2 protein-coding genes (1 of these 2 only partly in view) are annotated in these 16,267 nt (G+C 74.8%); both read left to right on the forward strand.

The genetic code is table 11. The features are described 5' to 3' along the window. Positions 1-37 precede the first annotated feature (37 nt). Positions 38-13,297 carry an SDR family NAD(P)-dependent oxidoreductase gene (locus tag GWK25_RS18620; RefSeq protein ID WP_251828911.1) on the forward strand — a complete coding sequence of 4,420 codons (13,260 nt, stop codon included), beginning with the start codon at positions 38-40 and terminating at the stop codon, positions 13,295-13,297. Next, positions 13,294-16,267: the 5' portion of a non-ribosomal peptide synthetase gene (locus GWK25_RS18625; RefSeq protein WP_215451702.1), read on the forward strand. Its footprint extends 1,646 nt past the window's final position; only the first 2,974 of its 4,620 coding nucleotides appear in the window; it begins with the start codon at positions 13,294-13,296; its stop codon lies off the right edge, out of view. The genes GWK25_RS18620 and GWK25_RS18625 overlap by 4 nt, the downstream gene beginning before the upstream one ends.

A 16,267-nucleotide genomic window follows, 5' to 3' on the forward strand; every position in this document is an offset into this window, starting at 1 on the left:
GAGAGAACACGTGGACCGTCGGTCCGTACGCTGCGTCTTGCACCTGAAACGGGACAACCCGATCGTCGAGGACCATCGGGTGCACGAGGTGCGCACCCTGCCGGGTGTCACCTTCCTCGACATCGTCCACCGGGTGCTGGCCGAGCGCGGTGTCCCGCTGGACGAGACCGAGCTGAGCGACGTGCTGTTCGTGCAGCCGGTGGTGACCACCGACTCCTTCGACCGCGAACTGTCCGTCCGGCTGGAGCCCGACGGTGCCGTGTTCCGGGTGACGGCCACCAGCCGCCGCACGCAGGACGGCACCCCCCTCGACGACTCGGTGACCACCCACCTCCGGGCGACCCTGCGCGCCGGCCTGCCCCCGCTCACCGGCGTCCTCGGTCCCGCGCCGTCCGGCACGCCGCGCGAGGTGGGCGAGGTCTATGCCGTCGGCCGGTCGGCCGGGATCGAGCACCGGGACTTCATGCGGTGCACGGGCACCCTGCGGGCGACGGCGGGCCGCGTGCGGTCCGAACTGGCGCTCGGCGAGGAGGCACGGGCCACGGCGGCGGACTTCCTGCTCCACCCCGCCCTGCTCGACGGTGCGACCATGCAGGCGTACGCGCTCGCGTTCGACGGCGCGGAAGCCGACGGTCGCCCGCTCATCCCGCTGCACATCGAGGCCTTCCGCGTCGGCCGCACCCTCGGCGACGCCTGCACCGTCGACCTGCGCCTCGGCCCGGCCGGAGCGGGTGACGACGTGATGAAGGCCGACATCGACCTGTTCGACCGGTCGGGCGCGATCGCCGCCCGGTTCACGGGTCTGACCTTCAAGCGGGTCCGCTCCACGGCCGCCATGACGCGCCTCGCCGCGTTCACGCCGCCCGTGGAGCCGGAACGGGGCACGTCCGCCGCGACCGCCAGTCCCAGCAGTCTCGGCAGCCCCACCAGCCTTGGCAGTCCCATGGTCCCCACTTCTTCTGCGGGTTCCGCCAGTCCCGCAGTCCCGGTCGCGGGCGGTCCGACGACCGGACTCCGGGCGGAGATCGTCGACCTGGTGCGCAAGGCCGTCGGCGACCCCGCACTGGCGGTGGACACCGATCGCGGGTTCTACGACCTCGGACTGGACTCGACCCACCTGCTGGCGCTGGTCCGCGCCTTGGAGGAGCGCTGGGACATACCGCTCTACCCGACCCTGCTGTTCGAGCACCCGACGGTCGACGCCGTGTCGGCCCATCTCGAAGGGCTGCTGCCCGAGGACCGGCGCCCCCGGTCGGCGGTCGTCGCCCAGGCTCCGGTGGACGACATCCCCGCCCGCACGCAGTGCCTGACCGGGGTGTGGCAGGAGGCACTCCGGCCCACCGCACCGGCCGTCGGAACGCTGCTCGTGATCGGCGACCTCCAGGTCCGCACCGGACAGATCACCGTGCGCCGCGGGGCGGCCTTCCGCCGGATCGCACACGGCGCTTACGAGCTGCGCCCCGATGCGGCCGACGACCTGCGGCTCCTCCTCGCCGACCTCGGCGCCCCGCCCGACGCCGTCCTGCATGTCGCCGAGCAGGACCGCGCCGACCTCCCCGCGGCCGTGGAAGCGGCCTGCCGCGAGGTGCTCACCCTGGCGCAGACCCTCGGGGACCGACCGCAGCCGATCGTGCACGTGGGGCCCGCACCGGTCGCCGCCGCCGTGGCAGGGCTCGCGCGCACCGTGCGCCTGGAGCAGCCGCGTCCAGGGATCACGGCCGTCGAGTGCGACGGTCAGGCCGACCCGGACGCCCTGCTCGCGGAGTTCGGCGACCACGACGAGGTCTGGGTGCGGCACACGCCGGGCCGCCGCCACGTCCGCCGCTACCGCGAGGCGGACCCCGGCGGCGCGACCCCGGTCCGGCGCGGCGGGGTGTACCTCGTCACCGGCGGGGCGGGCGGGATCGGACGCCGGCTCGCCGCGTGGCTGACCGAGCGGGGTGCCACGGCCGTCCTGACCGGGCGCTCCCCGCACCCGCAGCCGACGCCCGGCCGCTACGTCCGCGCCGACGTGACGGTGCGGTCCGAGGTGGACGCCCTGATCACGGGCATCCTCGACGAGCACGGCCGACTGGACGGCGTGATCCACGCCGCCGGAGTGCTCCGGGACGGTCTGTTCGCCGCCAAGCCGACGGCGGACCTCTCGGCCGTACTCGCCCCCAAGGTGCGCGGGACCGTGCTGCTCGACGAGGCGACCCGCCACCTGGACCTCGACTTCTTCGCCGTGTTCTCGTCGGTCACCGGCGTCGCGGGCAACACGGGCCAGAGCGACTACGCCGCCGCGAACGCCTTCCTGGACGCCTACGCCCGCGAGCGCGGACTGATCTCCTTCGCGTGGCCGCTCTGGGCCGAGGGCGGCATGCGCACCGACGCGCCGGCCGAGGCGCTCTTCCGCCGTCAGGGGCAGGTCCCGTTGCCGACCGAGGACGCCCTTGCCGTGTTCGTGGAGGGGCTCGCGGCCGCCGGCACCGAGATCGTCGTGCTCCACGGCGACCCCGAACGGGCCCGCGAGGCACTCGGCCTCTGCGCGGCGGACACGCGCGCGGCCCACGGCGACACCGCGCGCCCGGGGAGTGGCGGCACTACTCCGCGCCGAGGTCGCGACCTGCCGGACGACGACCGGGACATCGCGGTGATCGGCGTCGCCGGCCGCTATCCCATGGCCGACGACCTCGACCAGTTCTGGAGCAACCTGCGGACGGGACGGGACTGCGTCACCGAGATCCCGGCCGAGCGGTGGACGGCGGCGGGCTTCTACGAGCCACGGCCCGCCTCCGGGCGTTCGTACAGCAAGTGGGGCGGATTCCTCGACGGCATCGACGAGTTCGACCCGGCCTTCTTCCGGATCACGCCGCGCGAGGCCGAGGGCATGGACCCCCAGGAGCGGCTGTTCCTGCAGACCACCTGGCACGCCCTGGAGGACGCCGGCCTCACCGCATCCGACGTGGCCGGGCGCCCGGTGGGTGTCTTCGCCGGAGTGATGTTCGCCCAGTACCAGATGCTCGGACTGGGTGCCGAGGAGCGGCTGCCGGTACTGCCCACGTCCTTCTCCTCCGCCGTCGCCAACCGCGTCTCCCACTTCCTCGACCTGCGCGGCCCCAGCCTGGCGCTGGACACGATGTGCTCGTCGTCCCTGACCGCCCTGCACCTGGCCTGCGACAGCCTCAGGTCCGGCGACAGCGAACTGGCTCTCGCCGGCGGTGTGAACGTCATCGTGCACCCCTACAAGTACCTGCACCTGAGCCAGGTGGGCTTCGTCTCCTCCGACGGCCGTTGCCGCGCCTTCGGCGCCGGCGGGGACGGTTACGTGCCCGGCGAGGGGGTCGGGGTCGTCGTCCTCAAACCCCTGGCGCGCGCCCTGGAGGACGGCGACCGCGTCCTCGGCGTCATCAAGGGCAGCGCCGTCAACCACGGAGGGCGCGCCGGCGGATTCTTCGTACCGAATCCCGCGGCCCAGGCCGACGTGATCCGGCGTGCGCTGGACAAGGCGGACGTGGACCCCGCATCGGTCGGCTACATCGAGGCCCACGGCACGGGCACCGCGCTCGGTGACCCCGTCGAGATCGGCGCCCTCGCCCAGGTCTACGGCGACGCGGGGTGCCGGGTGGGATCGGTGAAGTCCGGCATCGGCCACCTGGAACCGGCCGCGGGCATCGCCGGGCTGACGAAGGTGCTGCTCCAGCTGCGCCACCGCACCCTGGCCCCGTCCCTGCACGCCGACCCCGCCAATCCGGGCATCGACTGGGACGCGGTGAACCTGCGGGTGCAACGCGCGGCGGAGCCATGGCCCGCCGGGGGCGCCACCCCGCGCCGCGCCGCCGTCAGCGCGTTCGGCGCGGGCGGGGCCAACGCCCATGTCGTCGTCGAGGAATTCCCGCAGCCGTCGGTGCGGGACACGAGCGCGGCAGGGCCGCAGGTCGTGCTGCTGTCCGCACGAACCCCGCAGGCCCTGCGGGAGCTGGCCGCGCGGTACGCGGACCTGCCGCTCGCCGACCGGTCTGCGGAGATCGCCGAACTGGCCGGAGCGACCGGGGCAGACCCGGACACCGAGCTCGACGAACTCGGCCTGGACGCGGACGATCTGCGCAGGCTCGCGCTCGCGCTCGCGGACCGCTTCCCCGGTGCCGTGCCGCTCGTCGACGCCCGCTCCACACCGGCCGGCCTCGCGGCGGCCCTGGCGGCCGACGGCGGATCGGACACCACGCTCGCCGACATCGCCTACACCACCCAGATCGGCCGCGAGCCGATGCCGGAACGGCTCGCCGTGGTCGCCTCCGACCTGGACGAACTACGCCGCACGCTACGCGCCTTCCTCGACGGCTCCACGACGGCCGGATACCGCGGCACGGTCACCGGCACCGGCACCGAGCCCGCCCCGGACTCCACCGACCCCCACGCCATGGCGCGCAGCTGGGCGGCCGGGGCGACGCCCGACTGGCGTGCGCTGCACCGCGACAGGAAGGCACGCAAGGTGGCACTGCCCCCCTACCCGTTCTCCCGCGTCCGCTGCTGGGTCGACGCCACGCCGGCCGAGCCGGCGTCCCGGCCCGTCCCCGAGGCACCCGCCTCGCCCACCGCCCGACCAGCGGTCGACCAGCCGCCCGGCGACCGGGTGACCGAGGCGGCGCCGTTGGACGTCCCGGTCTGGCAGGTGTGCCCGGCACCCCCCGTCCCCGCCCCGCCGACCGGACCGGTCGTGGTGCTGCACGCGCCCGGCCGGGCGGGCCTGGCCCGTGAACTGGCCGCCCGTCACCCCGGCGCCGTTCTCGCCGAGTTGGGCGGACCGGTCCCCGTGACGCCGGGCCAGGTGTACGTGCTCACCGGGGCCACCGGCGCCGACGCGGCCGAGGCGGGCCGGGTGACGCGCACGGACGCCGCCGAGGCGGACCGGGTGACGCGCGCCGAGGCCGCCGGCGTCAGGGCACTGGCCCGTCACGCGCGCTCGTGGTCCCGCCTGCCCGCACTCCACTGGGTGATCGTCACCACCGGCGCCGCCCCGGCCCCCGGCCGCGGTGTGAGTGATCCCTATGCCGCCGGAGCGGTGGGCTTCGCCCGCGTCCTGGAGAACGAACACCCCGGCTGGTCCGTCGCCGCGATCGACCTCGACCCCGCCCATGCAGCCGCCGAACTCCTCGCACCGGCGCCCCGCGGGACCCGGATCGCCTACACCGGGACCGTCCCGCACACCCAGGTGCTGCGTCCCGCCCCGCGCTTCGGCGGCCCCGTCCCGCTCCGCCGGGGCGGCACCTACGTGATCATCGGGGGCGCGCACGGGATCGGCGCGGCGATCGCCCGCCGGCTCGTCGCGGAGTGGGAGGCGCACGTCGTCCTCATCGGTCGCCGGGAGCCGCCCGGCATCGACCTCGGCGACCACATCCGCTACGTACAGGCCGACGCCACCGACGCGGTCCGGCTGGCGGCCGTCCTCGACGAGGCGGGTCCCGTCCACGGTGTCGTGCACGCGGCGCTGGTCCAACGGGACCGGTTGGTGCGCCACCTGTCCGACACCGACCTGACGGAAAGCCTGGCGGCCAAGTCGGGTGTGGCCGCGGCCCTGACCGACGCCCTGCGCGGACACGACCTGGACTTCCTGGTCTTCTTCTCCTCCGCACAGTCCTTCCTCGGCGATCCCGGACTGGCGAACTACGCCGCCGGCTCCACCTTCCTCGACGCCTACGCCCACGCACTCGACGCCCGCCTGCCCTACCCGGTCCGCGTGATCGACTGGGGCTTCTGGGGCACAGTCGGCGCGGTGGCCGGCACCCACCACGAGCGGCTGACCGCGGCCGGGTTCCGGTCCATCACACCCGAGACCGGATTCGCCGCACTGACCGAGGCGCTGCGGCGGCCGGCACCGCAGACCGTCGTGGTGCCCGGCACCCGGGAACTGCGTGAACGGCTGGGAGCGCCCCGCACCACGGACCTGGGCCCGGTGGACGACTTCCACGACCTGAACCGGCGGATGACGGCCGTCGCCGGCAGCGCGCTGCTCGCCCTGCTCGACGAGCTGGGCGCCTGGAACGGGCCGGACCCGGACGCCGAGGAGATCGCCGGCCGCACCGGCGTCGCGCTCCGCCACGAACGCCTGCTGCGCACCCTGCTGACCATGCTCGCCGACGCCGGCCTGCTCGAGACCGCCGACGGCCGCTACCGCCCGGCCCCGGCCGCCCTGGCCGAGGCACGCACCGGCGGCCACGCCCGGCGCCTCGACGAACTCGCCCAGGCGCACCCCGGGTCCGCGGTCTTCGTCCGGCTGCTGGCCCTGTGCCTGGAGCACTACCCGAAACTGCTGCGGGGCGACCTGCTCGCCACCGACCTGCTCTTCCCCGCGTCGGGCACCTCCCTCATGGAGAACGTCTACCGGGGCAACCCCATCAGCGACCTCTACAACGACCTGCTCACCGAGCGCCTCGTCGAACACGTCGAGCGGCGCCTGACCGACCTGCCGGACGACGCCGAGGTGCGCGTCCTGGAGGTCGGCTCGGGCACCGGCGGCACCTCCGCGGGGCTGTTGCGCGCGCTGAGCCCGTACGGGGCACGGGTGGAGTACTGGTACACCGACCTGTCGGTCACCTTCCTCGCCCACGGACGGCGGGAGTTCGGCGAGCGGTACCCCCAAGTTCGGTTCAAGCGCCTCGACCTGGACTCCGATCCCGTCGCCCAGGGCTTCCCCGCGGGCGGATTCGACCTCGTCGTCGGCGCGAACGTCCTGCACGCCACCGCGGACGTGGGCCGCGCCGCCCGCCACCTGCGCGAGGTGCTGCGCCCCGGGGGGGAACTGCTGCTCAACGAGCTGACCACGGTCACCCTGCCCGCGACGGTCACCTACGGACTCTTCGACGGCTGGTGGGCCCACACCGACACCGCCGTGCGGCTGCCGGGATCGCCGCTGCTGGACGTGCCCGGCTGGACCGGGCTGCTCACCGAGGCGGGCTTCGACACCGTGTCGGCGACACCGGACCCCTCCCGGACCACCCGCAACTTCCAGCACGTCGTGGTCGCCAGGGCCGACGGCCCCGCTCCACCCGGCGGCGAACCCGGCGCCTCGTTCACCGACGCCCTCCTGGCCCTGACGTCGGACGCCTCGGGCATCCCCCTCGGCGACCTCGACCTCGACCGTCCCATCGGGGACTACGGGTTCGACTCGGTGAGCTACAGCCTGCTCGCCGGCCGGCTCAACGACGCGTTCGGCCTGGACGTGACCCCCGCGCTGTTCTACGAGACGCCCACCCTGCGCGATCTGGCCGACCGTCTGGCGCGGGAGGGAGCGGAGCCGCCGCGCGGCCGGCACGCCACCACCACGCCGCCCGCCGACACGAGGGAGCCGAAGGCCATTCGGCTTCCCGGCCCCGCACCGGCCCCGGCGGGGGAGCCCCCGGCCGGCCGCTCGGCGGAGCCGGAGGGGATCGCCGTCATCGGCATGTCCGGGCGGATGCCCGGGAGCCGAGACCTGGACGAGTTCTGGGAGCACCTGGTGGCGGGCCGTGACCTGGTGACCGACGTGCCCCCGGACCGATGGGACCCACGCGCGGTCCCGGACGGCGTGCACGCCCACCGCGGCGGCTTCATCCACGACGTCGACATGTTCGACCCGTTGTTCTTCGGCGTCTCGCCGGCCGAGGCCGAGGGCATGGACCCGCAGCAGCGGCTGGTGCTGCAGGGTGTGTGGGCGGCACTGGAGGACGCCGGACTGGCCCCGGGCGCACTCGCGGGCTCGGACGTCGGCCTGTTCGTCGGGGTCGGGTCCAGCGACTACGAGGAGGTGCGCAGGGCCGCGGGAGTACCCCTCGACGCCCACGCGGCCACCGCCACCACGCACTCCATCCTTGTCAACCGGGTCTCCTACCTGCTCGACCTGCACGGGCCCAGCGAACCGGTCAACACCGGCTGCTCCAGCTCCCTGGTCGCGATCCACCGGGCCGCGGAGTCGATCAGGTCGAAGGAGTGCGACATCGCCGTGGCCGGCGGCATCAACCTCCTGCTGTCGCCGCACAACCACCTCCTGCTCAGCGAGACCGGGATGCTCAGCCCGGCGGGCCGATGCCACACCTTCGACGCCCGGGCGGACGGGTTCGTCCGCGGCGAGGGCTACGGCCTCGTGGTGCTCACCGCCGCGAGCCGGGCCCGTCGCCACCGCGTCCGGGCCTGGCTGCGCGGCACCGCCGTCAACCACGGGGGACGGTCCCGGTCACTGACGGCACCCAACCCGGCGGCCCAGGCGGCGATGATCGTACGAGCCCACGAGCGTGCCGGGACCGACCCGGCCGCGGTGGGCTACGTCGAGACCCACGGCACCGGTACCGAACTCGGCGACCCGGTCGAGATCAACGGGCTGCGGCTGGCCTTCGAGGAGATGTCGAGGCGACAGGGCACGTCGCCACCGGCGGAGCCGCACTGCGGAGTCGGCGCGGTCAAGGCCAACATCGGCCACCTGGAATCCGCCGCGGGCGTCGCCGGAGTGATCAAGGTCCTCCTCGCCCTGGAGCACGGCGTACTGCCGCCCGTGGCCGGCCTCCGTGAGCAGAACCCCCATCTGCGTCTCGACGACACCCCCTTCCACCTGGTCCGCTCGGCGCAACAGTGGCCGCGTCCGGCCGACGGGGCGCGGCGGGCGGGCGTCAGCTCCTTCGGGTACGGCGGCGTCAACGCGCACGTCGTCCTGGAGGAGGCCGAGCCCACGCCGGAGCCGCGGCGCTCGCCGGGGCCCTGGGTCTTCCCGCTGTCCGCCCGTACCCCGCAGGCGCTGCGCCGGTACGCGGCCGCACTCCTCGCCGACCTGGAGCGGATCCCGAACCTGGCCGACGCCGCGTACACGCTCCAGCACGGGCGGGACGCCATGGCCGAACGGCTGGCGGTCACCGCGGGGGACCGGCAGACGCTCGCCGCCGCCCTCGCGGCCGCCGCCGAGGGCGCAGACCACCCCGCGCTGGCACGACCCGACGGCACCGCACCCGCCGACCGCTGGACCGCCGGGCAGCCGGTCGACTGGCCCGACGGCGGCATGCTCGTCCCGCTGCCCACCTACCCGTTCGAGCGCCGCCGTTGCTGGGTCGGCTCCCGCGAGCCGGAACCCGCGGCCGCCGCCCCGGCGGGGATGTACACCCCCCGCTGGCAGCCCGTCGCGGACGCGGCCGACCGCGGCCCGGTCACCGGCCCTGTCTGGGTGCTCGGCTGCGACGGCTTCCCGGCGGCCGACGTCCACCACATCGACCGGGTGCCCTGGGAGACCCTGCCGGCCCCGGCCGCCGTGCACGTCGTGGTCGGCGCGGGCGAGACCGGCGTCCTCGACCTGTTCCGCGTCGTCAAGCACCTCCAGTCACGCCCCGGCGCGGCCGGCGAACTCGACCTCACGGTCGTGACACGCGGTGCGCTCGAAGTGGACCGCGCACCCGCCGATCCGATGGCCGCGGCCGCGCTGGGGCTGGCCAGGTCGGTGCGGCACGAGTGTGAGCGCTGGCGAGTCACCACCGTCGACATCGGGCCCGACGACCCGGCCGCCGTCCGGGCCGCCCACCCCGGCGACTACGCGCTGCGGGCCGGGCGGTGGTACCGGCAGGTGCTGCGCCCCCTGGACGACGCACCCGCCGCACCCGCGCTGCGGGACGGAGGCACCTACGTGATCGTCGGCGGCACCGGCGACCTGGGGCTCGACATCGCCGAGCAGCTCGTACGACGGCACCGGGCACGGGTCGTCCTGGTCGGGCGCACCGCGCCGGACGCTGCCAGGGCCGCCCGGATCCGGGCCATCGACCCGTCCGGCGGCGCGGTGGAGTTCCTCGCGGCGGACGCCGCCGAACCGGCGCGGCTGCGCACCGTGTTCGACCGCGTCGGCGTCGTGCACGGGGTCGTGCACTCGGTGACCGTGCCGAGCGACCGGTCACTGGCGGCCATGGACGAGGAGTGGTTCACCCGGGGGCTGACCGCGAAATGCCGCACCACCGCCGCGCTCGCGGAGGCTCTGGGTGACCGGCCGCTCGACTTCCTCGCGGTGTTCTCGTCGGTCCAGTCCTTCCTCGGCAACCCCGGTCAGGCCGCCTACGCGGCCGGATGCACCGGCCAGGACGCCGTCGGGCGCGCGCTCGACGCACAACTGCCCTACCCCGTCCGGGTCGTGAACTGGGGGGCCTGGGCGGGCTCCGCGCTCACCGAGCGCCATCGCGACCGGCTGGCCGCCGCGGGAGTCCACCCGCTCTCACCGAAGGCGGGATTCGACGCGCTGAGCCAGGTGCTCGGCCGACAGGAGGTTCAGGTGGCAGTGGTCTCCGGCACGGACGACTTCCTCGCCCGCCTCGGTGTCACGGCGGCCGACACGGACCCTCGTCCGTCCACGCCCCCGGGCGCGGCCCCCGCCGGGGAACCGTGGCGCGCCGCCGTGGCCGGCGAACTGCTGGCACTGCTGCGCCAGGTGGCGGGGATCCGGCCGGGCGAACTCGCGGCCGACGACCCGCTCAGCCGCTTCGGCTTCGACTCGATCATGTACACGAGGCTGAGCCACCAGGTGAACAAGCGCTGGGACCTCGACCTGACTCCGGCCGCGTTCTTCGGCGTGGCCACCGCGAACGAACTCGTCGACAGGATCCTCGACAGCCACGGGCCGGCCATCGCCGCGCACCTGGCCGGGACCGCGCCCCCGGCGGCGCCGCCCTCCCAGCCCGCTCCGGTCCCGCAGGCGCCCGTCGCCGCCGCACCCACGACGGTGCCCGTAAGGGCCACCACCACGGCCACGGCTGTGACCACCCCGTCGCCGGCCCCCGGCGATTTCGGCGCCGTCGCGATCGTGGGCATGGCCGGCCTGCTGCCGGGGTCCGACGACCTGGACGAATTCTGGGAACGTCTGTCGAAGGGTGACGACCTGGTGGACGAGGTTCCGGCGGACCGCTGGGACTGGCGGCGCCTGCACGGGGAGCCGGAGCCCGGGAAGTTCCGGACGACGGCCAGGTGGGGCGGGTTCCTGCGCCGGATCGACCTGTTCGATCCGCAGTTCTTCGGCATCTCGGCGCGCGAGGCCGTGGCGATGGATCCACAGCACCGACTGGTGCTGGAGACCGCGTGGACCGCGATCGAGAACGCCGGCATCCGCCCCTCCGCGCTCGCCGGCACGGACACCGGCGTCTTCATCGGCAGCAGTACCTACGACTACTTCGAGGTGCAGCACGCCCTGGGGGTTCCGCTCGACGGGTACAACACCGTGGGCCGGGCGCACGCGATCATGTCCAACCGGGTGTCCTACCTGCTGAACCTGCACGGTCCCAGCGAGACCATCGACACCGCCTGCTCGTCCTCGCTCGTCGCCGTCCACCGGGCGGCCGAGGCGATCCGGCACGGCGACTGCGAGGTGGCGCTGGCGGGCGGCGTGAACGTCATCGCCTCGCCGACGCTGTTCGTCGACATGAGCCAGGCCGACATGCTGAGTCCGGACGGCCGGTGCCGCACCTTCGACGAGCGCGCCAACGGCATCGTCCGTGCCGAGGGCGTCGGCGTGGTGGTTCTCAAACGCCTCGACACGGCGATCGCCGACGGCGATGTGATCCACGCCGTCCTGCGGGGCAGCGCCGTCAACCACGGCGGCCGCACCAACTCGCTGACCGCGCCGAACCCGCACGCGCAGGCCGCCTGTGTCGTCAAGGCGCACCGCCGCGCCGGAGTGGACCCCCGGACCGTCACCTACGTCGAGACCCACGGCACCGGAACGGAGCTCGGCGACCCGGTCGAGACCGAAGGACTCAAGGCGGCCTTCGCCCAGCTGTACGTCGATCACGACGCCGTGTGCACGGAGCAGCACGTGGCGCTCGGGGCGGTGAAGACGAACACCGGCCACCTGGAGGCAGCGGCCGGCGTCACCGGACTGATCAAGGCGCTCCTCGCGATGCGGCACCGGGAACTGCCCGGGAACGCGCATCTGAACACGCTCAACCCACATCTGCGTCTGGACGGCAGCCCTCTGCGGGTGCTGCGTGGCCGGGAGCCGTGGCGGCGGGTCCGCACACCCGACGGGGCCGAGGCGCCGCTGCGCGCCGGAGTGAGTTCGTTCGGGCTCGGTGGGGTGAACGCCCACGTGGTGGTGGAGGAGTTCCGGGAGGAGCAGGCCGCAGGGACCACCGGTGCCCAGCTCTTCGTCCTCTCGGCCAAGGACCCGGAGCGCCTGCGGGCATACGCGCGCCGCCTCGCCGCCTGGGCCGGCCGTCACGAGGAGGTCGGCCCGGCCGCGCTCGCCCACACCCTGCGGACCGGCCGCGACACGTTCGCCGAGCGGCTCGCGATCGTCGCCGACTCGCTGCCCGCGCTGGTGGCGGGCCTGGAGTCCTGGCTGGCCGGTGACACGGCCGCCGGTGTGTTCGCGGGCGACGGCGCGGACGCCACCACGGCCCTCCTGCTGGACGGGCCCGAGGGCCGCAGGTACCTCGGGGCGGTGGTGGACGCCGGCCGGCTGGACAAGGTCGCGCGGCTGTGGGTGGGCGGCGCCCCGATCGACTGGGCGGAGCTGTGGCCGGGGACGCCACCGCGGCGGGTGCCCGCTCCGACGTACCCCTTCGCCCGGGAGAGCCACTGGCTGACCCCCGGCGCGAGGTTCGACACCGTCCAGGCCGCGGAGGCGGGCCTGATCGCCGACTCGGAGCCCGATCCGGGCGCCGACCTGGATCCCGATCCCGATCCGGGCTCCGACACCGACGCCGGGTACGGGGCGGCGACTGCCGTACCCGACGTACCCGACGGGCCGTCCCGTACCGCGCCGTCCGCGCGGGCCCAGGCCGCAGAGCCCGACAGGCCGACCGTACCCGCCCAGCGCACCGCGCCCCCCGCCTCCGCCCCGTCCGTGGTGGACCCGGCGCCCGACCAGGGCGACCCGGAGAGCGTCGTGCGGGAGCACGTGCGCGCCGTGCTGGCCGCCCACCTGGGCACCCGGCCCGAACGGCTGCCCGTGGACCGGGTGCTGTCCGATGCCGGGGTGGACTCGCTGGGACTGCGGCGGCTCGGCCGACGCCTCGGTGCCGACTACGGCGTGGCCGTTCCGGCCCGGATGTTCGGTGTGGCGCAGACCGTACGAACGCTGAGCCGGGCCGTGTTCGAGACGTACGGGCCGCTCCCGGCGAGCGAGCGGAGCGGACCCGGACCGGCCCTCGCGCCCGCTCCCCACAGCGTTCCCGCACCCGCCGCCGACGGGGCCCCCGCACCCCCCTCGAACGCATCCCCGGCCCCCGCCGTGGAGGGAGTCGCCGCTCTCCTGGCCGGCCTGCGCGACGGCACCGTCCGCGTGGACGACGCCCTGGCCGCACTGAAGGGAGGGACGGCCCGATGAGCACCGAACTGCGCGAACTGCTGACGGCGATCGCGGCGGGAGAGGTCCCCGACGACGTGGCCGAACTGCTGGTACGGGGCCTGGTCGAACCCGTGTCCGCGCCGGAACCCGAGCCGGCGGCGCCGACGGCCCCGGTGGGACCGTACCCGCTCAGCCGCGGACAGGCCGCGCTGTGGGCGATCCACGCGAACAACCCGCGGGCCGTGTCGTACAACCTCCCGCTGGGCCTGTGGCTCGGCGACGGCATCGCCCCCGACCGGGTCGCCGAGGCCCTGACCGCCGTGGTGCGGCGGCATCCGCAGCTGCGCATCGTCGTCCGGCCGACGGACACCGGACCGGTGCAGGAGACAACCGGCCGCCCCGCCGAGGTGACCCGGCTCGACCTCGGCCATGTGACCGACACGGAATTCGCCGAGCGGGTCCGGGCCCTGGTGCGCCGCCCCTTCGACCTCGGGCACGACCCGCTGTACCGGATGTGGCTCATCACGGCGCCCGGTGGCGCGACGCTGCTCCTGCTGGTGTTCCACCATCTGATCACCGACGGCGTCTCCAGCCACCTGCTGCTGCGCGACATCGTCGCCTGCCACGACGCACTCGCCGCCGGGCGTCCGCTGCCACCGGTGGAACCCGCGGCGCCGTACGCCGAGTTCGTGCGGTGGCAGCGGACGATGCTCGCCGGGGAGGAGGCCGAACAGGACCGCCGCTGGTGGCTCGACCGCCTGGCCGGTGCCTCGTCCACGCCGGTGCTGGACGCGATCGCCGACCGGCGCCGGGTCGCACCGGCCTCCCACACGTCGGGCGCGATGGTGCAGACGCGGCTGCCGGACGCCACCTGGACCGCTGTCCAGGACACGGCCCGCGCGGCCGGGGTGACGCCCTTCGCCGTCGTGTTCGGTGCCTTCGCCGCGCTGCTGCACCGCCACTCCGGGCAGCGCGACATCAGCGTGATGGTGCCGACCGACGGCCGCCCCTCGCACCGCTTCGACCGCACCGTCGGCTACCTGATCAACCCTGTGGTCCTGCGCCTGGAGTGCGCCTCCGACCAGAGCTTCACCGAGCTCGTGCACGAGGTCCGCACCCGCATGGCGCAGGCCGAGGACCACAGCGCGTACCCCTTCGCCTCGGTCGTCGACGGCCTGCGCCGTACGGCGGACGGCGCGACGGCCTTCGACATCGGCTTCTACCTCCAGCAGGGAGTCGGCGGCGACCAGGACATGGCGGCCGGGCAGACCGTCTTCCGCGACGCCCTCGACCTGACCCAGGAGGGCGAGAACGACCTCGTCGTCGAGGTGGTCGTACGCGACACCGGGACGCTCGTGTACGTCAAGTACGACCCGGAGCGTTTCGACCGCCCCACCGTCGAGCGGCTCTCCGAGCACTACCGGCTGCTGCTGGAGGCGGTGACGGCCGACCCCGACCGGCGTGTCGGCGACCTCGAACTGGCCACCCCCGGCGAGCGGCGCCTGGTGCGACGGGCCAACGCCACCCGGGCCGACCGACCGCGCGACGTGACCGTCGCCGACCTGGTGCACACCCGCGCCGAGCACAGTCCGCTGCGCACGGCCGTGGTCGACGCGGTGGGATCGCTGACCTACGCCGAACTCGCCGGCCAGGTGCACGCCCTCACGCGGGTCCTCACAGCCAGGGGAGTCCGCCCGGGTGACCTGGTCGGCGTCCTGGCGGACCGCCGCGCCGCGCTGATCGTCGCGCTCCTCGCGGTCCACGCCGCGGGCGCCGCGTACGTCCCCCTCGACCCGGACTTCCCGCCCGCCAGACTCGCCCATGTCGCCACCGACGCGGGCCTCGCGGCCGTGGTCCTCGACCCGGACCTCGCCGACCGGCTCCCCGCAGGCGCACCGGGCACGCGCATCCCGCTGACCGGTCTCGAACCCGCGGCCCGGCCCGACCCGGTCGCGTGCCGCGACACCGACCTGGCATACGTCCTCTACACCTCCGGATCGACCGGAGAGCCCAAGGGCGTCGAGGTCGGCCACGGCAACCTGGTCAACCTGCTCACCTCGATGGCCGAGCGTCCGGGCTGCGCCGAGGACGACACGCTGCTGGCCGTCACCACCGCCGGCTTCGACATCTCGGGCCTCGAACTGCTGCTTCCCCTGACCCGTGGCGCCACGGTCCACATCGCGCCCACGGAGGTGGTGCGGGACGGGTTCGCGCTGGGCGACCTGATCGAGGCGTCGGGCGCGACGATCGTCCAGGCCACACCGGCCACCTGGGAGATGCTGCTGCACGCCGGGTGGACGGGACGGGTGCGCAGGCTGCTGTGCGGCGGGGAGGCGCTGACCGCCGAGCTCGCGGACCGGCTGCTGGACCGCTGCGACGAGCTGTGGAACATGTACGGACCCACCGAGACGACCATCTGGTCCTCCACGCTGCCGGTGCGCCGCCACCGGCCCGTGACCGTGGGCACCCCGATCGCCAACACCACGTTCCGCGTGGCCGGCCCCGACGGCGTGCCGTTGCCGTTCGGCGCGGTGGGCGAACTGCTGATCGGCGGCGAGGGCGTCGCCCGCGGCTACCGCGGCAGGCCGGAGCTGACGGCCGAGCGCTTCGTGGCCGACCCCGCGAGCGGTGAGCGGCTGTACCGGACCGGTGACCTGGCCCGGTGGTCGGCCGAGGGGGAGATGGTGCTGCTCGGGCGCGCCGACCGGCAGGTGAAGCTGCGCGGCCACCGCGTCGAACTCGGCGAGACGGAGGCCGCCTTCCGCCGCACCGGCGAGGTCGGCGACGTCCGCGTGGTCGTCCGCGAGGACCTGCCAGGACAACCGCGTCTGGTCGCCTTCGTGACGGCCACGGCGGACGCGGCGCAGGCCGCGGCCCGGCGCATCGTCTCCTGGCTGCCCGACTACATGCTCCCCTCCCGTACCGTGCCCCTCGCCCGGTTCCCCCTGACCCCCAACGCGAAGGTCGACACCGGACCGCTGACGGCGCTGCCGCTCGACGAACTGGTCC

It is taken from the genome of Streptomyces sp. ATCC 21386, assembly GCF_018728545.1.
Classification (GTDB): Bacteria; Actinomycetota; Actinomycetes; order Streptomycetales; family Streptomycetaceae; genus Streptomyces.